This is a genomic window from Streptomyces sp. T12, from assembly GCF_028736035.1.
GTDB lineage: Bacteria > Actinomycetota > Actinomycetes > Streptomycetales > Streptomycetaceae > Streptomyces.
In genome coordinates this window covers 5,638,218-5,660,900 of sequence record NZ_CP117866.1, presented here as the reverse complement: position 1 = coordinate 5,660,900, position 22,683 = coordinate 5,638,218, and the positions used below count along the sequence as shown (strand labels likewise).

The window sequence follows — 22,683 nt, the reverse complement described above, 5'->3', positions numbered from 1 at the left end:
GGAAGAAGCGGAAAAAGCGGAGAACGGCGCGTCAGACGGTGGCCGTCGCGTGCGCGAGCACCTCGGCCGCGAACGCCTTGATCAGCGGATGGATTTCACCAGGTCCGGAGACCAACTCCGGCTGGAACAACGTCCCGATGAAGAACGGGTGACCGGGCACCTCGGCCGCCCGCGGCGCGCCTTCCGTGTCCCAGCCGCTGAACAGCACCCCCGCGTCGCTGAGTCGCTCGACGAATGCCGCGTTCAGGCCGTACTTGCAGTGGTACGTCTCCGTCGTGCGCTCGGCGCCGTCGTAGACGGCCGCGAGCCGGCTGTCCGCCGTGAGCAGCAGCGGCGCCTGCTCGCCCGCGAGGCAGCAGGTCAGCGGCACGATCAGCGGCGTGGGCGCCTCGGGGTCGTACTGGACGTCGTCGGCGTCGGTGAGACCAACAACCGTGCGGGCGTACTCGATCAGCGCGTGCTGGAAGCCGCCGCAGGTGCCCAGGTACGGGATGCCTCTCTCGCGGGCATGGCGTACGGCGGCCAGAACGCCGTTCTTGTTCTCGTACGGGGAGCCGGGGACGACCCAGATGCCGTGGAAGGCATCGAGTGACTCCGGGCCGGTGATCGTCTCGGTGGGCACCCACTCGGTGTCCACGTCGAGTTCGGCGCGGAAGCGGTCGAGCCGGGCGTGGGCCGGGGACTTGCCGTGGTCCCCGATCAGGGCCACGCGCGGGCGCGGGACGGTGGTTGTGCTCATGCGGGCTGCTCCTGGGAGGGGTCGAGGGCGCGTCCGAGCTGGACGAAGCCGTGCGGGTCGAGGCGGGCGACGAGACGGCCGTCGCGCTCAGCGGTGGTGGAGGCGCCGCCGAGGAACAGCAGCGGTCCGTCGCCGTGCGGCAGGAGGGACTCGGGGAGTACCTCCTGCGTTTCGGCCGTGATGTTGGTGACGGTCAGGACATGGGCCGAGCCGTCGGTGCTGGTGCGGAGGTCGGCCGTCAGGGCCGGTCCGGCGGGCAGCTCGCGGCGGGTGGCGTCGGTGGCGAAGGCGCCGGCGAAGAGTGCGCCGCCGGGTGTCGTGGTCGTTTCGAGAGTGGTCACAGCAGGCTCCGTCCGGTCATGGTGGGGCTGTTCGGTCGGCCCAGCAGGGCAAGCACGGTGGGGGCGATGTCGGCGAGGCTGCCGCCGTCACGGAGGGTGTCGGGCAGGAGCTGCCCGGGCGCGGGGACGACGACCGCCGGGACCGGGTTGGTGGTGTGACCGCCGTACGCGAGCGGTGTGCCGTCCGGGCCGGGCTTGGTCATCCGCTCGGCGTTGCCGTGGTCCCCGACGAGGAGGACCCAGCGTCCGGTCGCCGCGGCGGCGGTCAGGATCCGGTTCACCTGGCCGTCCGTGAACTCGGCGGCCCTGACGGTGGCGTCGTGATCGCCGGTGTGGCCGACGACGTCGATGTTGGCGAGGTTGGCCACGACCAGGGCGACGTCGTCCCGCCCGGCGGCCTCGACGACCGCGTCGGCGACTCGGTCGAGGTTCATCTCGGGCCGGGCGGTGTAGTCGGGCGCCTCGTCCGCGACGATCCGGACGTGCTCCTCGACCTCCCGGCGCCGCTCGTCACGCCCGTTCAGGTAGTAGGTGACGTGCTCGAACTTCTCCTGCTCCGCGATCCGTACGGACTTCAGCCCCTCGGCCTCCAGCCGGTCCGCGAGTCCGCCGGAGGCGTCGGCGCGGCCCACCAGGGCGGGGATGTCCGCCGTGGTGTCGTACTGGGTGAGGGAGAGGATCCGTACGTCGTTCTCGGCGAGGTGCTTGACCAGGTCGTCGGCAAGCTGCTGGATGCGGTCACTGCGGAAGTTGGTGAAGAGGATCGCGTCGCCGTCCTGCACGGTCGCCAGCGGTTCGCCGGCGGCGTCGGTGAGGACGGTCGGGGTGACCCAGACGTCGCCGTCGCCGGCGCCTGCCAGGACCTGGCCGCGGTCGCGGGCGCGGGCTCCGCGTCCGTCGGCCATGGCCAGGGTGACCTTGGCGGTCAGCTCCAGGTCGCCGCTCTTGTCGAGTGCGTAGCCGCGGCCGGAAACCGTGGCGAGGCGGCCGACGCCGGTCGTGGCGAAGAACTCCTCGACGCGACCGAGGTAGTGACCGGCCGTCCGGTCGGCGACGTCGCGCCCGTCGGTCACGGCGTGCACCCAGACCCGCTCGACGCCACGCGCGGCGGCGATCGAGAGCAGCTCCTGGAGGTGGTCGACGTGGGCGTGGATCTGCCCGTCGGAGACCAGCCCGATCAGGTGCAGGGCGCCGCCGCCGGCCGCGAGCGCGTCCAGCGCCTCGGTCAGACGCGGGTTGTCCCGCAGGCCGCCGGTATCGATCTGCCGCTGCACGAGGACGCTGTCGTAATCCAGCGGCCGGCCTGCGCCGATGACCATGTGGCCGATCTCGGAGTTGCCGACCGTGCCGGGCAGCAGGCCGACGTGCTCCCCGGACGCCTCGACGAGCGTGGCCGGGTGCTTGGTGCGGATGCCGTCCAGGACAGGGATGTCCGCGACCGCCAAGGCGTTGCCGGGTCCGGGCTCCGCGTGCCCCCATCCGTCGAGGACGAGAAGGATTCCGTTGGTCGCCTCGCTCATCGCAGGGCGTCCAGGGTCTGCCAGAAGGCCGGGAAGGACTTGGCGACGCAGCCCGGGTCCTTGATGACAACGCCGGGGGCGCGCAGGCCCATCACCGCGAAGGTCATGGCGATGCGGTGGTCGTCGTAGGTGTCGATGACGGCGGCGTGCGGGGTGCCGCCGTGGATGGTCATGGCGTCGTCGTACTCGTCGACGGTGATGCCCATCTTGCGCAGCTCGGTGGTTACGGCGGCGATGCGGTCGCACTCCTTGACCCGGAGGCTCGCGATGTTGGTGATGCGGGTCGGGCCCTCGGCGAAGGCGGCGACAGCGGCGAGGGACGGGACGACGTCCGGCATGGCCTCCATGTCGACGTCGATGCCGTGCAGGGCCCCGCCCTTGACCGTGACCGAGTTCTCGGTCACCTCGGTGAAGGCGCCCATCCGGCCGAGCACTTCGACCAGACCGACGTCGCCCTGGTGGGAAGCGGAGCCGATGCCGGGGATGGTGACCCGGCCGCCGAGGATCGCGGCGGCGGCGATGAAGTACGACAGACCCGAGGCGTCCGGCTCGACGACCGCGTGGCCGCCCTTGAAGGACTGGCCGGCCGCCACCTTGAACCAGCGGTATCCGTCGCGCTCGACGGTGATGCCGTGCTCGGCGAGGGTGGCCAGCGTCATCTCGACGTACGGCTTGGAAACCAGCTCGTCGACGATCTCGATCTCGGTGTCCCGCTGCGCGAGCACGGAGCTGATCAGCAGCGAGGAAGTGTACTGCGAGGAGACCGCGCCGGAGATCTTCGTCTTCCCGCCGACGAAGTTGCCGCCGGTGACGCGGATCGGCGGGGAGCCGTTGCCGCGTACCGCGACCGCGTCGACGCCGAGGGCGGGCAGCGCGGCCAGCAGGTCGCCGAACGGCCGTTCCTGCATACGGGAGTTGCCGGTGATGGTGGTGGTTCCCTCGGCCAGGCCCGCCAGGGAGATGAGGAAGCGCAGCGGTGTGCCGGCGCCGCCGACGTAGATCTCCTCCTGCGGGGCCGTCATGGGCTTGCCGGTCGGGGTGAACGTGATGCGGTAGGCGTCGTAGTCGATCTCGGCGCTGACGTGGCCGAACGACTCGACGGCTCGGGTGAAGTAGACGGTGTCGTCGGAGATGAGCGCTCCGTCGATCACGCCCTCCTTGCCGGACAGCGCGGCCACGGCGATCTGCCGGTTCGTGTAGCTCTTGGAGCCGAGGACCTGCACGTCATGGTCGATGCCGGCCAGCGTCTCGACGGTGAGCTCTTCGGCCTTCAGGCGGGGGTCGTTGATGCCGCTCATGGGGTGGATCTCCTCAGTGGATGCGTGATCTGGGTCACGCGGGAAGGGGGCCCGAGCCGGGCAGGGCGTCGGGAAGCTGGGGGGCGGCGATGATCCGCCAATGCGCAAGCGACGGGCTGGAATTCAGCGCGCGCAGGCAGATCTCCCCCGCGGCGGAAATCGCCTCGGCGGGGTTGCGTGTGCGGTGAAAGAACGTCAGCTCGATTCGGCCCGGAGCGGCTTGGGCGTGAACATGCTCGAGATCGTCGGCGGGCTTTGCTGACGCCCACACGATGTCGGTGACCACCGTCGCCTCCAGCTTTCTCTGCTTGGCGCCCTCGGTCGCGACGAGGGTGGCGGTGGCCATGAGCATGGGTCCTCCCGGCCGGGCGGCGAGTCCTGGTAGCGACCACACGTGCTGGTCGGCCTCGGCCCGGGTGACCTCGCTGTACAGCTCGGCATGACGGCACTTCGGGCCGCAGCCGTGCCCGCCGGCGGGCGAGAAGCCCAAGGCGATCGCGGCAGCCCTGTTGGCCAGGCGCAGCACTTTCCGCGCAGCGGACATGACTGTCCTCCGTGTGGTGGGTGGATGGATTCCCTTGCGGAAAAGGGCGGGACGAGGCGTGGAATTCGTTGCGCCGGATTCCCGAACACCTCGTGATCACCAGTCTGGTGAGTCGGTGCGAGCGGTGGAAGGGATATCCGCTGGCATGAACCGCGCCCGGCAACCACCTGCCTGGGAGGGGTAATTTCCAGCCGTACGACGGTCAGGCAGAGCGGTGACCGCGCATGACCGCAGTGTGAACAGCCCTTGTCGACAACTCTCTGACCTGTAAAGATCGGCGCTCGCCGATGAACTGCCGAGGTCATCTCGGCCTTTGAGACACAGACCGGGGGGTCGCTGTGCTGGCGAGTTTGGGACTGAGTGCGGACGCTGAGGCCGTCTACCGCGTGATGCTCACGCACCAGGACTGGGGAGTCGCCGAGATCGCGGCCCACCTGTCCCGATGCGAGTCGGACGTACGCGAGGCCCTGGACCGGCTGGCCGAACTCAACCTCCTGCGCCGATCGTTGCAGGCCCCGGGCGGACTCCGTCCGGTCAGCCCCGACCTGGGCTTCCAGCTCCTGCTCCAGCGGCAGCAGGCGGAACTGCTCGCCCAGCAGCAGCAGTTCGCCGAATCGCAGGCCGCCATCAGCAAGCTGCTCGGCGAGTACGCCGAGTTGCGCACCGGCGAGCGGCACGGTGTCGAGTACCTCAACGGCATCGACGCCATTCAGGCCCGACTCGAGGAACTGGCCCACCGCTCCACGAGCGAGTGCTTGTCCTTCATGCCCGGCGGCGCCCAGTCCGCGGCAAGCCTGGAGGCCAGCCGACCACTCGACGACGGCCTGATGCGCCGCGGCGTCCGCGTCCTGACCGTCTACCTGGACAGCGTGCGCAACGACAACCCCACGGTCGAATACGCGCATTGGCTGCACGACAACGGCGGCGAGGTACGCACCGTCCCCGCCCTCCCCCTCCGGATGGTCCTCTTCGACCGCGAGGTCGCCCTGCTGCCGGTCGACCCGGACAACACCAAGAAGGGTGCCGTTCAGTTGACCGGCCCCGGCCTGATGACCGCCCTGGTGGCCCTGTTCGACCAGGTCTGGGGGTGCGCGGCCCCGCTCGGCAGCGCCCGTGACCGCGACGACGCCGGCCTGACCGCGCAGGAACGGGAACTCCTGCGTCAGCTCACGCAGGGCGCGACGGACGAGATCGCGGCGAAGAAGCTCGGCATAGGGCTGCGCACGGAGCGCCGGATCGTGTCCGAGCTCATGGGACGGCTGGGCGCGCGCAGCCGGTTCGAGGCGGGTGTTCTCGCGAGCAAGGCCGGCTGGACGGACTGAACGTCCGCCCATGGCAGAGGCCGGCCCGGTGCGCAGGGGCGCACCGGACCGGCTCTTCGAGGGTGTGGATTCGAGGGTGTGGAGTTGTAGTTCGGTCTTCGGATCAGCCGCAGCAACCGCCCTCGGGCTGAAGGGGCTTGACGGGCTCGTACGCGGTGTTGCCCCGCAGCTTCGCCTTCAGCCGGCCGATCGCGGTCGTCGGCTCCTGGTCGGCGGACGCGCCCAGCGCCTCGCGGCGGGCCTCGGCGTAGGCGGTGTGCAGCTGGGCGACCTGGTCACGGAGCGACGCGTCGGAGACGAACACCGCGGACCGGATGCGGGCCGGCTGGAACCCACGCAGCCGCTTGGCCTGGTCGGCGCCGGGCCCGGCCTGGATGACCTGGACGTCCTCGGCGTACGCGTCCCGCAGGGGGCGGTCGAGGACCAGCTCGAAGTACAGCCCGCTGCGCTCGCCGATGGCCTCGTAGTCGAAGCCCGCCCACTTGATGATCAGCAGCTTCCCCTGACGGAGGGTCACGAGCGAGGCGACCACCTCCTCGTCCAGGAAGGCGAGATAGGCGCGTACGTCGACTCCGCCGTCGAGCATGCCCGTGAGCAGCGCCGCGATGTGCGCGGAGTCCTCGCCGCCGTCGTACTTCTGCCGGTTGAGGGAGGTCAGTTCGGCGATACGGCCCACCAGCGGCCGCAGCTGCTCGCCGTCGAGGCGCTCGATGCGGGCCGGGGAGGCGGCGGCACGGTCGCGGTCCTCCTTGATACGGCGCCGCTTACGGGCGGGCAGGGAGGCGAGGTAGGCGTCGTAGCTGTCGTGGGCCAGCTGGAGCTGGTTGTCCTCTCCGTGGAAGGCGATGTCTGCGCCGTACGCCTGCAGGGCCAGCGCGAGCGTCTCGCTGAGCGCGTCGTCCCGCAGCCACGGCGCGACGATCGAGCGCGCACCGGCCTCGAGGGCGGCGGGTACGACACGGTCGACGAGGTCGGCGACGAGCAGCGGGTCCTCGACGGACGCGGCCGTCTCGCTGCGGTAGCCGAGCGGTGAGCCGAGCAGCAGCGCGGGGAAGAAGGGCTCGGTACCCAGTGCCTCGACCTGGCTCACGGTGTCGGTGCAGCAGGAGGTGACGCTGCAGCAGGCGGTCTCGCCGCTCTTCGGCTGCCAGCCGAGGTAGGTGCGGGGGTCCACGTCGACCAGCGGGTCGGCGTCGAAGAGGTAGCCGGGCAGGAACGCGGTCTCGGCGCCCTCGCCCCCGCCGCGCCGGGCGACCGTGTGCCAGGGCTTGGCACCGTCCATGCTGACCTCGGTGGCCCTGAGCCAGCTCGGGTGCAGGTACGGGGAGGGGTTGGTTGCGTGCGGGACGGAGCCGCCCAAGTGGTCGAGGGCTTCGTCGAGGGTCAGGCCGGCGAGGACGGTCGCCGGGGCCTCGGCAGGTTCCTGCGCGGTGCCGCAGCAGGAGACGGCCACGGGTTCGGGGGTGCCGCAGCAGGAGTCGGCCTCCGGCTCGGGCTCGGCCGCCTGGGAGGTGCAGCAACCGGAGGACTCCGGCTCGGCCTCGGCGACCTCGGCGATGCAGCAGCCAGTGGTCTCCGGCTCAGGCGCGGGCCCGCAGCAGCCGGAGGACTCGGGTTCGGGGGCCAGGACGACGATCGCGGGCGCCTCGACCTCGGCGACGGTCCCGCAGCAGCTGCTGCTCATCTCTCGTAACTCCTTTTCCTACGTGGGTAAGTGGGTGGTGTGCTGCGGCGGTTCGGCTAGTCCCAGGCCGCACCGTCGGTGGACGCGCCGGCCACGACGGAGTCCCAGCCGGCGCCCTGGGCGAGCGTGACGGTGGACGCCTCGGAGTCCCAGCCGGCACCGGCGAGGGTCGAGGCCGGCGCACTGTCCCATCCGGCACCGGTGCCCTGGACCGAGGTGGCGGCGCCGCCGAAGGCGGCACTCGCGGCCAGGCCGAGCCCGGCGAACAGACGGACGGCGGTAACTCGCTTCGAGGTACACGAAACAGACATGGCTCTCCCCCAAGACATGGCAGGTGGCTTCAGTACCGGGAGGCGCTCCGTGCGTCCTTCCCGCGTCCCGGGGGGCTTGCCGCCCTCCCGGTGGTCATGAGTTTTCCCGAGCCGGAACCGGTGCGGAAGAGATCACCGCAGGCAGGAAACGCGCCTGGCACACACCTGCCTGCGGGCAAGCGAAAGGGCCGCCGGCAGAAGCTGCCGACGGCCCTCGACGTACGCGCTGGTCTGCTACGACACCTGCAACACGCTCGGATCCAGCACCTGGCACAGCACGCTGAGACTGTCCGGCGCGATCCTGTACCAGGTCTGGCGCCCGCGCTTCTCGCGCTCCAGGAAGCCCGCCTCGAACAGCACCTTCAGATGGTGGGACACAGTCGGCTGACTGAGCCCCAGCGGCTCGGTGAGGTCGCAGGTGCACGCCTCCCCCTCCGGCTGACTGCGGATCATCCCCAGCAGCCGCAGACGGGCGGGATCGGCCAGCACCTTCAGGGCGGTGGCTAGGTCCTCTGCGGCCTCGGGCGTGAGCGGTCCGGCCAGGACCGGCGAGCAACAGAGCTCGGAGACGGGTGTCGGCATACCCGACCCAACGATGGCCATCGATGAATAATTCCCAAAACCCATTGACAGTCATCGATAGATCAATAACCTTTAATCCATCGACAGCCGTCAATGAGTTGGAGTGCATCGTGCTGGAAACAGTGCTGGACGTCCTGAGGCGCACAGCCCTCGACGTATGGGGTTCGTTCACCGACAACTGGCCGTACCTGCTGATCAGCGTCGTGGTCGCGTCGGCCATCCCGGTCTACGTCGGCGCCGACCGCCTCTCGTCCTGGCTCCGCCGCCGGACCTGGCTCGCGATCGGCGGCGCGATCCTGCTGGCGACCCTGACGCCGTTCTGCTCCTGCGGTACGACAGCGGTCGTGCTCGGCGCGCTCGCGTCCAGCGTCCCCTGGGCGCCGGTCGTGGCCTTCATGGTCTCCTCGCCCCTGACCAGCCCCGAGGAGTACGTCTACTCGACCGGCCTGTTCGGCTTCTCCTTCGCCACCACCTTCTTCGTGGCCGCGATAGTGATCGGCGTCTTCGCAGGCGCCCTCACCTGGCTGATCGAGAAGACCGGCTGGCTGGCGAACCAGGCCCGTATGACGTCGGGCGAGGTGTCGTGCTGCGGCACGGTCGAGGAGACGAAGCCGAAGGACCAGGCCGACGAAGGCGGTTGCTGCGGCTCGACCTCCGACGAGGGCCCTGCGGGCGGCGGCGGTTCAGTACCCCTCCCCACCCCCGGCCTCGCCCGCACCGCACTGCTGACCCGCCCTGCGCCGACCAAGCCCACCACCCCCGCCCCGGTCGAGGTGAGCTGGGTCAAGCGCTACAAGCTGGCGGAGTTCGCAAGCGAACTGAAGACGACCTCGCGTCGCCTCGCCCTGTACTTCTTCGGCTTCGCCGCCATCGGCTGGCTGATCATCGAGGCCATCCCCACCAGCACCCTCACCTCACTCCTCGGCGGCGACTCCCTGCTCGCCGTGCCGGTCTCCGCCCTCCTCGGCATCCCGATCTACCTCAACTCCGAGGGCTCCCTTCCCTTGGTCGCCGCCCTGATGCACGGCGGCCTGGGCCCGGGACCCGCTCTCGCCTTCCTGATCACCGGCGCGGGCACCAGCATCGGCGCCATCAGCGGCATGCTCCTCATCGCCCGCATCCGCGTCGTCGCCCTGGTGGTCGGCATCCTGCTCACCGGCGCAATCGCGACCGGCTACCTCGCGCCGCTCTGGCTCTGACGATCACGACAGCACCACACGCACGCTGACGGCAACGGCCCGCCTCTCGAATGAGGGGCGGGCCGCAGTCGTATGCGACTCCGCCGCTCAGGCCAACCCCAGGCTCGCCAACTGCCCCATGACGGTCCCCAGTCGCTCAGGTCGCACCGAGTAGTACACCTCGGTGGCCCTGCGCTCAGAGGCGAGCACGCCGGCCTCCCGCAGCTTGCGCAGGTGATGGCTGATGGTCGGCCCGGAGACGTCGAACTCCGCCGCGATGTCGCCCATACAGATCTCACCGACCTCGCAGCACGCCACGATGCTCGCGATCCGCAGCCGTACGGGATCGGAGAGCGCCTTCAGCACGACGGCCATCTCCGCGGCCTGATCCGGGGTCAGAGGTACGCCGCAGCAGGAGGCGGCGGAGACATCGGAGACAGGGGGCGGCGACTCGATCATGCGCCCCAATCTGGCGGATCGGCCGGGCTTTCGTCCATAGCGGGCAGGCTCCAGCCATGAACCCATTGACGCTCATCGATATGTCATGGGAGACTCGATCCATCGACAGTCATCGATGAAAGGGGTTCGTCATGCCGAAGCTTCTCCGCTCGGTCCGCCACTCGCTGAGCGCCCTCCGGGGCTCGCGCTCCGCCCGCGTCGAGTTCTGTGACTCGTGCTCCCAGGTCACCGACGCCACCACACGGGCCGTAGAGCACCGCCGTGCGGTCGAGGCCCACGTAGCACTGCTCCCGCGAGGCTGAGTGCGATGACGACCGAAGCCCCCACCATCCGCCTGGCCCGGCGCGCGGCCCAAGTCCCGCCATCCGCCACAGCCGCCCTGGACGCCCACGCCAAGGCCCTCATCGCGTCCGGGGTGGACGTGATCAACCTGACCAGCGGCGAACCGGCCTTCCCCACGGTCGAACCGGCGGCCCAGGCGGCGATCGCCGCGATCCAGGAGGACTTCACCCGCTACACCCCGGCCGCCGGCATCCCGGATCTGCGCACGGCCGTCGCCACGCACCTGAACCGCCACGGCACGACGTACACACGCGACGAGATCGTCGTGACGGCGGGCGCCAAGCAGGCCCTGCACTACGCCTTCACCGTGCTCCTGGAGCCGGGGGACGAGGTCCTCATCCCGGCGCCGTACTGGGTGAGTTACCCCCACATGGTGCGCCTCGCCGGCGGCACCCCGGTCGCGGTGCACCCCGCGCCGGACGCCCGCCTGAAGATCGCCCCCGACCGCATCCGGGCGGCACTCACACCTCGTACCCGGGTCCTGCTCCTGAACAGCCCGGCAAACCCCTCCGGCGTGGTCTACAGCAAGGCCGAACTGACAGAACTGGCCCAACTCGCCGTCGAGCACGACCTGACCATCATCAGCGACGAGATCTGCGACCACTGGGTGTACGGCGACACGCCTTTCACGAGCGTCGCGGCGCTGGGCCCGGAGATAGCGGCTCGCACGCTGACGATCGGCGGGGTCTCGAAGACGTACGCGATGACGGGATGGCGTATCGGCTGGGTCGCGGCACCGGTCGCCGTGGCGTCGACGATCGCCTCCGTCCAGAGCCACACCGCCTCGGCCCCGTCCTCCGTCTCCCAACGGGCCGCGCTCGGGGCCCTGGCGGCAGACCTGGACGCCGAACTCGCCAAGCGGCGCGAGGAGCTCGACCACCGTCGCGGCCTCACCCTCGACGCCCTCGCCGAAATCCCCGGCGTGACGGTCGACGCGGACGCCCACGGCGCCTTCTTCCTCTTCGCCGACGTCTCGGGCACGTACGGATCGGCTATCGATGGCCAAGTCATCGACTCCGCTGCCGACTTCGCAGCGCTGGTGCTGCGTCGCGCCAACGTGGCGGTGGTCCCCGGCTCGGACTTCGCGGCCCCGGATCACGTACGGATCTCGTACACGGTGCCGACGGAACGGCTGGTCGAGGCGTTGGGGCGGGTCAAGGACTTCGTAGCGACGCTGGCCCCACATAAGTGATGGCGCTGATACACCAAGCCCCCTTCTCGCAGCACTCGCACTGGGGGCCATGCCTGCATCCACATCGCCACATCGCCACATCGCCACGTCGCCGAGTTCTGTCGCGTATCCGCCTGGCGCTGCGCAAGCTCCTCCTAGGCGAGCCCTCGCCCTTCATGACCCCCTGGCCCGGGCAGGTCTGGCCACCCCGCGCATCTGGAGGCACGAGGACTGTCGCCCCAGTCACGCATGAAGCTGCCTCCAAGCCGCGATCGTCAGTCGTTGGGCGCGCTGTCCTGCAGGAAGCGCTCCACCTCGCGAGCGACACCGGACTCAGCCGTCGACGCACGGGATCCCGCACTCGTCGAGCCCTCGTGAACACCGAGGCCGCCGACCCATACGTACCCGAACGCAGGCTCCCCGTCGATCTCCGGGCTGATCTGAATGTCCATCTGCTTGAGCCGGGCAGCGGGCGCGGCGACGTAGATCGTGGCCGTGGCCCGGCGCTGCGGGTAGAGGTTGAAGTCCCGAATGCCGTCGGAGCCACGCTCGTCCACGAACGCCCCGTGCCCGTCACGCCCCACGCGCACTTCGACGTGGCGAAGGTGTTCGTACAGGTCGATGGAAAAGTGTGTGGAGCTGCGGTTCTCGAACGTGACTTGGAAGACGACATACGTCAGCCCCTTCGCCTCGCTGTTGCGCCCACGTGCCGGCTCGCCCTTCTTGAGGCTGTGCACCCGCACGCGCAGACCGAGCCAGTTCTTGGACCGATACTCCTGCCAGTCCCCGACGACGTACGGTACGTCCACGACCCCCACCCTCTGTTCGATTCAGCGCCAGACTACGAGCTGTCCGGTTCGACAGGATGTTCCGAAACTGCAGCAGGCCCGCGTTGCGGGGGCCGCTCCAAGCCACCTCCGCCCCGAGTTGTTCGGTCGCCGCTGAGCCTCCTCTATGTGCTCCTGCAACGGCACCCTCCCGACGAACGCCCGCTCCCAGAGCGCGTCCGCTCGCCAGCCACCAAGAGGGACCCTCCACGCCTTCGAGTCGACGGCGTGCATAGCATGCCCGTAAGACCGGTAAACCACGGTCAACAGCGGTGCGATCCTGCGCTCCCGAGCTCCACACCGGAGCACATATGCCCAGGTCAGAAGCTATCCGACTCCCCAAGCGCCGTCGCTTCCCAAGCTGAGAGCGCGAGTTCGATTCTCGTCACCCGCTCCATGGCTAAGGCCCAGGTCAGAGACCTGGGCCTAGTTGCTGTGTGCCGTGATCATTCGCCGCGTGCCAGATGCGCGCCAGAACGCTTCTCGGCGGCTTCTGGGCAGGGGGACCGCCCGGCACGGACCAACGTGTCCTGGAGAGCGGCGCAATGGGCCATGCTCAGGACGGCAACTCAGGAACCGGACGAAGACGGGTCGACAGCAGCCAGAGCCTCGTTGAGGGCAGCAGCCTCGTCCTTGAGACGAGCCAGTTCCTCAGCGGCCGGCTCCCGACGCCAGCGCGCGTATCTGGCTTCCGCCTTCAGGACCTCGTGAGCGTAGCGTTCCAGCTGCTCGACTTCCCGCTCGATGTCGTTCCGCAGGGCTTCGATGTCCTGAACGTGCTGCTCCTGTCCTCCAGGGGACTCTGGAACCGCCCGCTCAAGCCGCGTGTACTCCGCCAGGGACTTGGCTATGTCCCACTCCTGCGCCGGCAACGCCAGTTCGTTGCGCCGCCGGTCGATCAGGTCCTCCGCGAGAACCGATGAGGTCAGAACGGCCTTGACGGCTCGTTGGGCGCGGGCCAGCAGAACCTGCCCCTCAGCGGTGAGCTGATCCGGGCGGACGAAGCGGTCACGGTACTCGTCAGCAGTGGCCCTGGGACGCCTTCCCGGTCGGCGGTCCGCCCGGCGACCAAGTCGTCGAAGCCGGAAGGCGGTGGCCAGTGCGGGGATGGGCAGGGACAGGGAAAACAGCGCGTGGAGAACCTCCACGGGCTGCTCGGCGACACCGTCGACGGCAAAGCCGGTGACGGCCCAGCCGCCGAGAAGACCAAGCGTCGTCAGAGCACCTCGTGCAACCACCGAACCGGGTTTCGGTTCCTCGGATTCCTCTGCCGGGACGCGTGACTGAGCTGGTTCTCTACGAATGGATTCAGCCACCGGGGCAGGGATCTCCGGGTCGACAGCCGTATGCACCTCGAGCCGGGACGACTCATTCGAGGCGTTGGACATATCCAACCTTTCAAACGAAGTAAGTGCTCGGCCACCCTCTACACGCCGACAATACCCGCACCAACGGCCCGGCAGCCACAATTCCGGATCGAGCGCGAGGCGACAAAGTGATCCAAATCACACTGCCAGAAATTGAGTTGCCCTCGGGAATCGGCCAGTGATCCTCTGGCCAAAGCTGTTCGGTCTTTCGCCGATACCATCCGGACAGCCGCAAGGAAGTCTGACCAACTCCTTACGTCAACAAAACAGGGGGAAATCGGTGCGTAGAGCATTACGGATCGGCCTCGGTGTGGCCGCGCTCGCCATGACGGCAGCCGCCACCCCGGCAAGTGCCCAGACCGCGCCTGACAGCCTGCAACGAGAAATCGACCAGGTCATCGCGGAGAAGGGCGGCGTACAGATCAGCCGCTATGGAATTGCCTGGAAGGACGACGGCGTCATCCTGGCGTTCCCTCTCCCCGGAGAGGAGGCAGCGCCACCGCCCAGCAACGCCGCGCAGGAAATCCAGGTGAAGGCCGCCGAACAAGAGGCCGCCGAACGCGGCCTTCCCCGGTCCGCCGCCAGGATCGAGCCCCGGGCCACCCGAGTGGGCGGCTGCCCCACCGAGACCTTCGGCAATGACTGGTACTGCTTCTACGACGGCACCAACTACGGAGGCCGCCGTCTGCAGTGGAACGCGACGCACAGCAAGCGCGTCGACTTCAACCCGTATGACTTCCGGGACAAGACAACCTCGTGGGTGAACGGTGGCGGGCTCACCGTGCGTGTCTACAACTACAACAACGCCTGCTCGAATGGCGTGTGCCGCTTGTGGACCGAAAACGCGCACAGCAGCTCGACAGGAGTGGCCACCAGCCTGAACAACAAGGCGGACTTCTTCACCGCCACCTAGGCTGCCAAAAAGTCCACATCGGGTGGGGCCGGGGAAATTCCACCGGCCCCACCTCTGTGTTCATTCCTGCCCGTGGACCAGGTAGGTCACGTACGCGATCACGGCGGGAGTCCTGACATTCAGCTTCCCGGCAGATCCCGTGAGCTCCTCCTCGTAAGACAGCAGATCTCCCGATGCCTCGTCGAACACCAGCGAGTAGCGGGTGGGCAGACCGCCGTATTCGGAATTCACCGAAAAAGCTGCTCCGGCACGCCCTGCGCGGTCTTTCACCTCGCCTCGGTACTCGATTCCCGGGGCCTGCTTCAGAGCACGAAGCAAGGCGGCGCGCTGTCCAGGTGTGAAGGAGTGGGTCAGATTCCTCTCCGACACGGAGCTGAAGAGTTGGCCGGCTCCCGACGTCTCGTGCCCCAGACGGAGCCAGCTTGCCATGCCCTCCGGATCGGTCGGCGGCTCCTGGTTGACCGGGTCAGCCGGGTCGGCCGGGCCGGAGGAGTCCGACCACGTCTCCGGCTCCTCGCCAACCGCTCCCGCCTCCTCCCACGCCTTGCGCTGCTCGCTCGACTGGAAACCGGGCTTCTCTGTGCGTACGGTCCACTTCATCGAACCGTCCGGCTGCTTCCATGTCTCACGGTGCTCGGGAATGACGGCGGACGTCACTTGCTGACCGTCCACCCGGGTGGCCAGTGACCAGCTCTCCTGAATGAAGTGCTCATCGCTACGAGCGTCCGAAGACTGCTCACGTAGTTTCTCGACCCGACTCGCGATCTTCTCCAGCACGTCCGTCGCCGACTCCGCTCCCCTGTCGTAGGCGAGGGGAGCAGGCGTAACCGCGTACGCCGGCTGTGCAGTGGTACCGAGGACGTTCGTCATCACAAGGGCGCCCGCCGCAGCCACGGCCACCGCCACACTCGTCAGTGCCCACCGGCGCGACAGCACGCGGGAGGACGCCGCCGCCCGCGACACCTGACGGGGTGACCTCAGGATCCTCGCCAAGTCGGCTTCCCGCTCCGGTGCGGACACGGTGTCCGCCGTCCTCATGACCGGGTCGAGGGCTCGAAAGTTCTCTTCCAGGTCACGCATCGGAACCACTCCAATTCATCGGCATCGCTCCCAGTCCGGGGGCGCTTCGTGCATTCGACTCGTGTTCGGGGACGTCGGCCGCACCTCGCAGCAGGCGCTTTCGAGCGCGGTGGAGGCGCACCCGAAAGGTGGCGACTCGGCATCCGAGCACCTTCGCCGCCTGATCAGGCGGCAGTTGTTCCCACAGGGCCAACCGGAGCACCTCCTGGTCGGCGTGGCTCAGGCCGTCGAACGCCGCCGCCAGCGCCAGCTGTTCGGACACCGTGTCCGCGTGATCGGTGACCGTGCCTGTCGGCTGACCGGCGAGAACCTGGACCAGGTTCTGCCGCCGTGCCTCTGAGCGACGGGAGTTGGCCAGTGTCCGCCGTGCCACGCCGTAGAGCCAGGGAAGTGCGTCGAGGGATCCGGGAACCTCCTCGATCCTGCGCCAGGCGGTCAGGAACACATCGGCCACCACGTCGCGCACGGCGTCTGGATGAACCCGCCGCCGCACGTAGGCCTCGATGCTGCCGTAGTGCCGCTGGTACAGGTCCGTGAAGTGCTGCTCGTCAGTTTCGGTGTTCACATCCCCTCCGTCGTGTCTGTGTCCGGCAAGGGCGATGCGTTACAGCGGAGAAGGAAGAGTTTTCCTCTGACACTCGCGCATTCGGCCGCAGCCTTGGGCGCAGCGGACGCCTCCGGGCGAGGTGGCCCAGGAGAAGGTTCCCTCAGGTGACCGCCGGGCTCATCGGAACCCCAGGTCTGCGTGCCCAGCCTGCGCACCATCGAAGTCCTCCTCGATCGCGAGGCGGTCGAGTCGGGCGCGGCAGCAGTCGGCGCGACGGGCGGCTTGGTCAAGGACGAACCAGACGCCCCGTCCGACGCTCGGCGCGGAGTACGGCGCGGGCCGCCGCGAGGATTTCCTCGTCCGTTTCCACGCCGGAGCCCGTCAGGACGTGGATCAGCCGGGTGCGCCACACATCGGGGTCCGTCTCGTACGCGTCCAGTACGCGTACGGCGTAGCCGCCCACACCGTTGCCGCCGCCGGCCCCGCGCAGCCGTCGGCGGACCGCCTCTCTGAGCACGGTGTACAGGTCGTGGATGGCTCCGCGTGCGGAATCCGTGAGCCCGGGCGCCGCCCCTGTGGCCAGCGCGACGGCGACCAACTCCACTTCGGTCACGGGACCCCCTTCAGTTGTGCGGGTTGTGCGATGTCATGTCCCTCACCATGGCCAGAGGTGCTGCAATGACGATGAATTTCCGATGATGTGCGCAGGCGGAGGCTTCAGGTGGACGGCGGATCTCCAGGGCTGCTGCGGTTCGAGGTGCTCGGACCGTTACGGGCACGGCGGGGCGGGGCTCCACTGGATCTGGGGCCCGTCAAGCGCCAGGCCGTGCTGGCCGCGTTGCTGCTCCGCCAAGGGGCCGTGGTCAGCCATGACCAACTGCTCGACTCGGTGTGGGGTTCGGAGCCGCCGGCGGGCGGTCGCAAGGTGCTGCCCACTCACGTCAACTCGCTGCGCAGGGCCCTGGATCCGGAAGGCACCCAGCCCACGGAGTCGGTGATCCGCAGCGGCAAGGGCTGGTACCGCTTCGTCGCCGAGGGCGTCCGGCTCGACACGGCGGACCTGGCCGAGCGGGCCGACGAGGCGCTGCACACCCTGGCATCCGGCGACCTGGCCACCGCGACCGACCAATTCGCCGCGGCCGTCGCACTGTTCCGGGGAGAGCCCCTGGCCAACCTGACGGGGCCGTTCGCGCAGGGCGAGCGGCGGCGGTTGCTGGAGCGTCGGCGGATGCTCCGGCAGGAGCGGCTCAAGTGCCTTCTTCTACTACGGCGGTTCGGCGACGCCCTCGACGACTTCGACGGCCTGTCGGCGCCCTCGGCGGCTGACCTCTACGACGAGTCCCTGGTGGCCCTGCGCATGCGGGCCCTGTACGGCTGTGGACGTCCGGCGGAAGCGCTCCAGGTCTATGAGGAGATGCGCCGACGACTTCGCGACGAACTCGGAACCAGTCCCCGTGAGGAACTCCGCCGAGTGCACGAAGCGGTGCTGCGCCAGGACGACACCTACCTCCTCCCCCCTCCGCCTCCTCCGGCTCCTCCCCCCAAGCCGCGCGAAAGCAATGCGACCACTTCGGCCGCACCTGCCGAACTGCCCCATGACGCCGCAGGGTTCGCCGGCCGTACCGACGAACTCGCCAGACTCCACCGGCTGCTTCCATCCGAGCGGGAGCAGGGACCGGCGGGCACCGTGGTCATCTCCGCCATCGGCGGCGCCGCCGGCATCGGCAAGACCGCGCTGGCCGTGCACTGGGCACATCAGGTACGCGACCGTTTCCCAGATGGCCAGCTCTACATCAACCTGCACGGCTTCGACCACGACCGCAGCCCCCTCGAACCCGGCGAGGCCCTTGAACTGCTGCTGCGCAGCCTGGGACTCGCGGCGTCGGAGATCCCCGCGAACCACGAGGCTCAGGGCCGTGTGTTCCGGACCCTGCTGGCGGACCGGCGCATGCTCGTCCTGCTGGACAATGCGGCGTCGGCCGAGCAGGTACGTCCGCTGCTCCCGGGCAGCGCGACCTGCTGCGTCGTCGTCACCAGCCGCAACCGCCTCGGCGACCTCATCGCCCGCGACGGGGCCCACGCCCTACGCCTGGACCTTCTTCAGCCGGACGAGGCCCGCGCACTGCTGAGCCGGGCCCTCGGTGCGGACCGGGTCGACGCCGACGACATCGCCGTAAGCGAGCTGATCCGGCTGTGCGGCAGTCTTCCGCTGGCCCTGCGCGTGGCCGCTGCCAGGCTCGCGGGCGATCCGGCCCTGCGGACGGCTGACCTCGTCGCCGAGATGACCGAGGGCAACAGGCTGGAGGCACTGGAGCCGGACGGTGACGCCAGTTCTCCCTTGCGTACGGCCTTTTCGGTGTCGTATCGCGTCCTGGCACCCGGTGCGCGCCGGCTGTTCCGGCTGCTCGGCCTGTTCCCGGGGGCGGAGTTCACGGTCGAGGCCGCGGCGGCTCTTCTTGACGTATCGCTGTCGCAGGCCCGGCGGCTGCTCGGTGCGCTGGCCGCGGCGCATCTGATCGAAGCCCCGACGGCGGGCCGGTACCGGTTCCATGATCTGCTTCGTGAGTACGCGCAGGAGCGTGCGCAGGTGGAAGAGACGGTGGCGGATCGTGACGCCGCGTTGAAACGCGTCCTGCTCCGGTACCTGCACACCACTCGTGCCGCCGCCGGCACCTGGCACTTCCCGGAACTGCCAGGCGACCTCGCATCCGGTGATCAAGCGGGCTCGTTGTCGGCCACCGAAGCCGGACGGTGGCTGGAGGCCGAGCGGGCGAATCTGCTCGCCGTCATCAACCATGCCGCCCACTACGGTCCCCGCCCCGTCGCCTGGCACCTGGTCTCCGCACTGTTCGGCTACTTCTGGCTTCATCTGCCACGGGCGACGTGGCAGGCCCTTGCACGGACTGCGCTGGACGCGGCCGTGGCCGAGGGCGACCTGTTCGGTCAGGCAGCCATGCACCACAGCCTCGCGGTGATCCAGTGGGACTGGGGTCATGTCAGGGAGGCGGCGGGTCACAACGCGCGCGAACTGGACATCAGTCGGGAGCTCGACTGGCGGACAGGAAAGGCCGGTGCTCTGGGCGTCGGAGGCTTCTTGGAATGGAGCATGGCGCGTCTCGACAGAGCGCACGAGAGTCTCACCGCCGGTCTGCTGATCACCAGTGAAACCGGGAACCGCTACCTCGAAGCGTTCGGGCTGAACGGCCTCGGTATGGTCTCCCGGGACCTGGGCCGGCTGCGGGATGCCGCGGACCACCTCGAACTGGTCATCCGCCGCAATGCGGGAATCAGCTGGTGGGACGACAGCATGGCGCTGCAGATTCTGGGCTGGGTCTACTGGGAACTCGGCCGTCTCAGTGACGGGCTGCACGTCCTGCGCCCCAAGGTGGCCACTGACGACCGGGGCGGATACCGCAACGGCCGCGCGATGATGCTCGATGCCGTCGCGAAGATCAACGTCGAACTCGGGCACCACGACGAGGCGTTGGCACAGACCGACCGCGCCCTCGCCATGGTCAGGGACCTGGGACGGCCCTGGATTCAGTCCAGCATCCTCAACACGGTCGCCGCTGCCCACCGGCGTCTGGCTCACTTCGACCGCGCCCTCGATGCCGACACACAGGCCCTCGCGCTGGCCCAGAAGGCAAGATTCAGACGAGCCGAGGCGGACAGCGTCCTGGGGCTGTCCCTCACCCACCAGCGGCTGGGCCATCGTGACGAGGCCCGCAGTCATGCCGAGCAAGCACTGAGCCTGGCCCGTGAGTACGGGTTCGGTGTGGTGGAGGGCCAGGCCCTGACCGTCCTGTGTCGCACGGCGGAGGCCGGGTCCGCGGACGCCGCAGCCGCAGCCGTCGCCCTCGGTCGAGAGGCCCTGGCCGTACACCGCGAAACCGGACACCGCCTCGGTGAAGCCCGCACCCTGATGGCCCTCGCCCGCGCCCACCGGAAGACCGACCCCGCTGCCGCGGAACCGATGAAGCGGCAGGCACGGGACATCTTCTCGGACGTCGGCGTACCCGAGACGGAGTACGAGGACCTCGACCGGTGACGCCAAGGAGCACTTCAAGGCCAAGCGCCTGACGGCACTCCCCCCACCCAGGCTGCTGGTCTCGTCGGGCGGCCGGGTGGTCCGCCAGCTGATGGACATCACGTTGTTGTCCGGCAGCACGAGCAGGGCGAGCCTCGAAACGACGAGATGGCGTGCGCGCGTTGCGAACAACACTGCGAACAACACGGGGACAACAGCAGAGCATCGAACCATTGGTTGACTGCGCAAAAAGTGACAGCTGTCCGAGCTCGCCGTCGCATCCATCGCGTAGCGTGCAAAAACCTGATGTCGCCCAGGAGGTGGCCCGCCCGTTGAACTCACGTCATGGACACGCGATGCGGTTCGGCGTGCTCGGCCCCGTCGAAGTCATCAAGGGCGGAGCCTCCCTCGATCTGGGCCCCCGCCAGCGCCGGTTGGTTCTCGTCCGCCTGCTCATCGAGGACGGCCGCCCCGTCTCGCAGCACACCCTCTGCCGCGACCTGTGGCCGACGGACCGTCCGACGGGTGCCGCCTCCTCCGTGCGCGCCCACATCAGCCGACTGCGCGCGGTCCTCGATCCGGTACGGCAGGGCCGGTCCGCCCTGCTGGTCAGCGGTCCGGCCGGCTACGCCCTGAAGGTTCCCCGCGAGGCACGGGACACGACGCTCTTCGAGGAGTCCGTGACCAGGGCCCGCGAGGCGCTGCGGAGCCGGCAACTCCCCGCCGCCCGGCAGGAGATCGACGCGGCGCTCGCACTGTGGCGGGGTGAGGCGCTGGCCGAGGCCGCCGAGCACGCCTTCGCGATACGCGAGCGCACCAGGCTCGACGGCGCCCTCCACGACGCCAGGGAGCTGCAGGCCGCCGTCCTCGTCCAGCAGGGCGAGACGGAACCGGCGATCGGCGTCGCCGAGGGCCTCGTACTCAAGGCACCGCTGCGTGAGACGTCCTGGGCGCTGCTGATGCGGGCGCTGTACGCGGCGGGACGGCCGGTCGAGGCGCTGCGGCAGTACGAGCGGTTCCGCCACATGCTGGCCACGGAGCTCGGCCTGGACCCCAGCCCCCAGCTGAGGGACCTGCACACCGCGATCCTGCGGCACGATGTCGGCGTACTCGGCACGCCTGCCGCGCCTCCCACGGCCTCGTCCGGGGCGAGCCTTTCCCCTGGTCTTCCTCCTGGTCTTCCTCCTGGTCCTCCTCCTGGCCTTCCTGCGGCCCCCGACTTCACCGCCGCGCGTGTGCAACCGGACCCAGGACCTGCCGCCCCCACCCCCTTCGTGGGCCGCGGCGAGCAGACCGCGCAACTGGTCGGCCTGCTGTCGGCCGCGGCCGCGGGGCGCCCCCAGTGGGCCGTGGTCAACGGGGAGCAGGGGTACGGCAAGACCCGGCTGGTGGAGGAGCTGTCCGCCCGGGCCGCGGCGGCCGGGTTCACCGTCGCCCGCACCAAGGGAGGTCAGGCGCTCAGCGGGAACCGCGGGGTCTTCCAGACCTGCCCGACCGTCCAGCTCCTGGACGCGCTGCGGCAGGACGGCACCGACTCCGCTCAGGACGAGGTCGCGCAGAAGGACCCGCTCGGCACGGTCGTCCATGAGCTCACGCAGGCACCCACGCTGTGTGTCGTCGACGACCTCGACCAGGCACCGCAGGGCTTCCACCGCCTGCTCAGGCGGCTCGCCAACGTGGTGCGGGAGGCGCCCGTCCTCTTCGTCTGCACCCTGCGCAACCCCGACGCCCCCGTGTCCAGCATGCTGCTCGCGGACCTGGCCCTGCTCGGCGCGACCTGGCTGACCCTGGAGCCGCTGACCGCAGACGGCGTGGCCGAGCTGCTCGCGGCGCGCGGCGAGGATGTCCCGCCCGAGGAGGTGGCAGCGCTGCACCGGCGTGCCGAGGGGCACCCGTTCGCCCTGGCCGAGCTGCTCAAGCTGCCACCCGGCGAGCGCACCGGGCCGCAGGCACAGGTACCGGCCGCGGTGCGCAATCTCCTGCACGCGAGGCTGGTCGAGCTGCCCGATGCGGCCCGGACCATGCTCACCTACGCCGCCGCCGACGGCGAATGGCTCGACGTCGCTCTCCTAGCCGACGTCCAGGGTCTGGCACCGGACGAGCTGCTGCCGTTGATCGACGCCGCCGTCACCGCCCGGATCCTGGTCTGGGACGCGGACCCCCTCGCGGGTGGCACCGGCCGCTACCGGTTGCCCGAGCTGCCCCGCGACGTGGTACTGAGCACCCAGACCCCGTCCTCCCGACAGCTTCGGCACGCCGCACTCGCCCGCGAGCTGGCGGGACGTGACGGTGCCGACCCGGCGCGCCTGACCCGGCACCTGCGCGCGGCAGGCCCGATGGCCCCGGCCGCGGCCCCCGCCCGGAGCCGCCCATCCGCCCTGGGACAAGGGCACTGACTCTCACTTCTCCCCCACCTCCACCTCCGCCTCGC

21 protein-coding genes are annotated in these 22,683 nt (G+C 69.5%); 7 read left to right on the top strand and 14 right to left on the bottom strand.

Going from position 1 to position 22,683, the window contains the following annotated elements:
• Positions 1-31: 31 nt before the first annotated feature.
• The 5 genes from PBV52_RS25440 to PBV52_RS25420 are packed head-to-tail and all read right to left on the bottom strand — an operon-like array spanning position 32 to position 4,442.
• A complete protein-coding gene (locus tag PBV52_RS25440) occupies positions 32-739 on the bottom strand; it encodes a hypothetical protein (RefSeq protein ID WP_274241319.1) in 708 nt (235 codons plus the stop codon).
• A complete protein-coding gene (locus PBV52_RS25435; RefSeq protein ID WP_274241318.1) occupies positions 736-1,080 on the bottom strand; it encodes a hypothetical protein in 345 nt (114 codons plus the stop codon). Before PBV52_RS25435 ends, PBV52_RS25440 begins: the two co-directional genes overlap by 4 nt.
• Complete coding sequence (gene gpmI / locus PBV52_RS25430; RefSeq protein WP_274241317.1) at positions 1,077-2,600, bottom strand: 2,3-bisphosphoglycerate-independent phosphoglycerate mutase; 1,524 nt, start codon at positions 2,598-2,600, stop codon at positions 1,077-1,079. Before gpmI ends, PBV52_RS25435 begins: the two co-directional genes overlap by 4 nt.
• A complete protein-coding gene (gene aroA, locus PBV52_RS25425) occupies positions 2,597-3,898 on the bottom strand; it encodes a 3-phosphoshikimate 1-carboxyvinyltransferase (protein WP_274241316.1) in 1,302 nt (433 codons plus the stop codon). The genes gpmI and aroA overlap by 4 nt, the downstream gene beginning before the upstream one ends.
• Positions 3,899-3,932: 34 nt before the next feature.
• Positions 3,933-4,442 (bottom strand): hypothetical protein, encoded by a 510-nt coding sequence (locus PBV52_RS25420; RefSeq protein ID WP_274241314.1) that lies wholly within the window; start codon positions 4,440-4,442, stop codon positions 3,933-3,935.
• A gap of 350 nt (positions 4,443-4,792) precedes the next feature.
• Between PBV52_RS25420 and PBV52_RS25415 the strand changes: the two genes are divergently transcribed.
• The gene (locus tag PBV52_RS25415; RefSeq protein WP_306801447.1) at positions 4,793-5,764 is read left to right on the top strand and encodes a helix-turn-helix transcriptional regulator; all 972 of its coding nucleotides are present in this window, start codon (positions 4,793-4,795) and stop codon (positions 5,762-5,764) included.
• Between the two features lie 103 nt (positions 5,765-5,867).
• Here the strand turns inward: PBV52_RS25415 and PBV52_RS25410 are convergent, their stop codons facing one another.
• The 3 genes from PBV52_RS25410 to PBV52_RS25400 form a co-directional block, all read right to left on the bottom strand.
• A complete protein-coding gene (locus PBV52_RS25410) occupies positions 5,868-7,448 on the bottom strand; it encodes a GNAT family N-acetyltransferase (RefSeq protein WP_274241312.1) in 1,581 nt (526 codons plus the stop codon).
• A 56-nt stretch (positions 7,449-7,504) separates the two neighbouring features.
• Positions 7,505-7,759 (bottom strand): hypothetical protein, encoded by a 255-nt coding sequence (locus PBV52_RS25405; protein ID WP_274241311.1) that lies wholly within the window; start codon positions 7,757-7,759, stop codon positions 7,505-7,507.
• A 234-nt stretch (positions 7,760-7,993) separates the two neighbouring features.
• Positions 7,994-8,362: a metalloregulator ArsR/SmtB family transcription factor gene (locus tag PBV52_RS25400; protein ID WP_274241310.1), complete on the bottom strand. Its 369-nt coding sequence runs from the start codon at positions 8,360-8,362 to the stop codon at positions 7,994-7,996.
• Between the two features lie 89 nt (positions 8,363-8,451).
• Here PBV52_RS25400 and PBV52_RS25395 point away from each other — a divergent pair, with 89 nt between their 5' ends.
• The gene (locus tag PBV52_RS25395; protein WP_274241309.1) at positions 8,452-9,540 is read left to right on the top strand and encodes a permease; all 1,089 of its coding nucleotides are present in this window, start codon (positions 8,452-8,454) and stop codon (positions 9,538-9,540) included.
• 87 nt (positions 9,541-9,627) lie between these two features.
• Here the strand turns inward: PBV52_RS25395 and PBV52_RS25390 are convergent, their stop codons facing one another.
• Complete coding sequence (locus tag PBV52_RS25390) at positions 9,628-9,978, bottom strand: helix-turn-helix transcriptional regulator (RefSeq protein WP_274241307.1); 351 nt, start codon at positions 9,976-9,978, stop codon at positions 9,628-9,630.
• A 131-nt stretch (positions 9,979-10,109) separates the two neighbouring features.
• Here PBV52_RS25390 and PBV52_RS25385 point away from each other — a divergent pair, with 131 nt between their 5' ends.
• A complete protein-coding gene (locus PBV52_RS25385) occupies positions 10,110-10,280 on the top strand; it encodes a hypothetical protein (protein ID WP_274241306.1) in 171 nt (56 codons plus the stop codon).
• Between the two features lie 5 nt (positions 10,281-10,285).
• On the top strand, positions 10,286-11,512 hold the full coding sequence (locus tag PBV52_RS25380; protein ID WP_274241305.1) for a pyridoxal phosphate-dependent aminotransferase: 1,227 nt from the start codon (positions 10,286-10,288) through the stop codon (positions 11,510-11,512).
• Positions 11,513-11,766: 254 nt separating this feature from the next.
• On the opposite strand, the gene PBV52_RS25375 is transcribed toward PBV52_RS25380, so the two are convergent.
• Positions 11,767-12,300: a hypothetical protein gene (locus tag PBV52_RS25375; protein WP_274241304.1), complete on the bottom strand. Its 534-nt coding sequence runs from the start codon at positions 12,298-12,300 to the stop codon at positions 11,767-11,769.
• Positions 12,301-12,887: 587 nt separating this feature from the next.
• On the bottom strand, positions 12,888-13,706 hold the full coding sequence (locus PBV52_RS25370) for a hypothetical protein (protein ID WP_274241303.1): 819 nt from the start codon (positions 13,704-13,706) through the stop codon (positions 12,888-12,890).
• A gap of 289 nt (positions 13,707-13,995) precedes the next feature.
• Here PBV52_RS25370 and PBV52_RS25365 point away from each other — a divergent pair, with 289 nt between their 5' ends.
• Positions 13,996-14,598 carry a peptidase inhibitor family I36 protein gene (locus PBV52_RS25365; RefSeq protein ID WP_274241302.1) on the top strand — a complete coding sequence of 201 codons (603 nt, stop codon included), beginning with the start codon at positions 13,996-13,998 and terminating at the stop codon, positions 14,596-14,598.
• 60 nt (positions 14,599-14,658) lie between these two features.
• On the opposite strand, the gene PBV52_RS25360 is transcribed toward PBV52_RS25365, so the two are convergent.
• From PBV52_RS25360 to PBV52_RS25350, 3 genes are all read right to left on the bottom strand, one after another.
• Positions 14,659-15,636: a CU044_5270 family protein gene (locus tag PBV52_RS25360; RefSeq protein ID WP_274249563.1), complete on the bottom strand. Its 978-nt coding sequence runs from the start codon at positions 15,634-15,636 to the stop codon at positions 14,659-14,661.
• A 34-nt stretch (positions 15,637-15,670) separates the two neighbouring features.
• Positions 15,671-16,243 carry an RNA polymerase sigma factor gene (locus tag PBV52_RS25355; RefSeq protein WP_274241301.1) on the bottom strand — a complete coding sequence of 191 codons (573 nt, stop codon included), beginning with the start codon at positions 16,241-16,243 and terminating at the stop codon, positions 15,671-15,673.
• Positions 16,244-16,511: 268 nt separating this feature from the next.
• The gene (locus PBV52_RS25350) at positions 16,512-16,838 is read right to left on the bottom strand and encodes a hypothetical protein (RefSeq protein WP_274241300.1); all 327 of its coding nucleotides are present in this window, start codon (positions 16,836-16,838) and stop codon (positions 16,512-16,514) included.
• Positions 16,839-16,946: 108 nt separating this feature from the next.
• On the opposite strand from PBV52_RS25350, the gene PBV52_RS25345 reads away from it, so the two are divergent.
• Together PBV52_RS25345 and PBV52_RS25340 are read left to right on the top strand one after the other, a co-directional pair.
• Entirely contained in the window at positions 16,947-20,273 is a 3,327-nt protein-coding gene (locus PBV52_RS25345; protein ID WP_274241299.1) for a BTAD domain-containing putative transcriptional regulator, read from the top strand.
• A gap of 311 nt (positions 20,274-20,584) precedes the next feature.
• On the top strand, positions 20,585-22,648 hold the full coding sequence (locus tag PBV52_RS25340) for a BTAD domain-containing putative transcriptional regulator (RefSeq protein ID WP_274241297.1): 2,064 nt from the start codon (positions 20,585-20,587) through the stop codon (positions 22,646-22,648).
• The last annotated feature ends 35 nt before the right edge of the window (positions 22,649-22,683 follow it).

Excerpts from the sequence above, each read along its gene's own strand:
- PBV52_RS25440 (WP_274241319.1), bottom strand. The coding sequence starts at position 739 with ATGAGCACAACCACCGTCCCGCGCCCGCGCGTGGCCCTGATCGGGGAC.
- gpmI (WP_274241317.1), bottom strand. The coding sequence starts at position 2,600 with ATGAGCGAGGCGACCAACGGAATCCTTCTCGTCCTCGACGGATGGGGG.
- aroA (WP_274241316.1), bottom strand. The coding sequence starts at position 3,898 with ATGAGCGGCATCAACGACCCCCGCCTGAAGGCCGAAGAGCTCACCGTC.
- PBV52_RS25420 (WP_274241314.1), bottom strand. The coding sequence starts at position 4,442 with ATGTCCGCTGCGCGGAAAGTGCTGCGCCTGGCCAACAGGGCTGCCGCG.
- PBV52_RS25410 (WP_274241312.1), bottom strand. The coding sequence starts at position 7,448 with ATGAGCAGCAGCTGCTGCGGGACCGTCGCCGAGGTCGAGGCGCCCGCG.
- PBV52_RS25405 (WP_274241311.1), bottom strand. The coding sequence starts at position 7,759 with ATGTCTGTTTCGTGTACCTCGAAGCGAGTTACCGCCGTCCGTCTGTTC.
- PBV52_RS25400 (WP_274241310.1), bottom strand. The coding sequence starts at position 8,362 with ATGGCCATCGTTGGGTCGGGTATGCCGACACCCGTCTCCGAGCTCTGT.
- PBV52_RS25390 (WP_274241307.1), bottom strand. The coding sequence starts at position 9,978 with ATGATCGAGTCGCCGCCCCCTGTCTCCGATGTCTCCGCCGCCTCCTGC.
- PBV52_RS25385 (WP_274241306.1), top strand. The coding sequence starts at position 10,110 with ATGCCGAAGCTTCTCCGCTCGGTCCGCCACTCGCTGAGCGCCCTCCGG.
- PBV52_RS25380 (WP_274241305.1), top strand. The coding sequence starts at position 10,286 with ATGACGACCGAAGCCCCCACCATCCGCCTGGCCCGGCGCGCGGCCCAA.
- PBV52_RS25370 (WP_274241303.1), bottom strand. The coding sequence starts at position 13,706 with ATGTCCAACGCCTCGAATGAGTCGTCCCGGCTCGAGGTGCATACGGCT.
- PBV52_RS25360 (WP_274249563.1), bottom strand. The coding sequence starts at position 15,636 with ATGAGGACGGCGGACACCGTGTCCGCACCGGAGCGGGAAGCCGACTTG.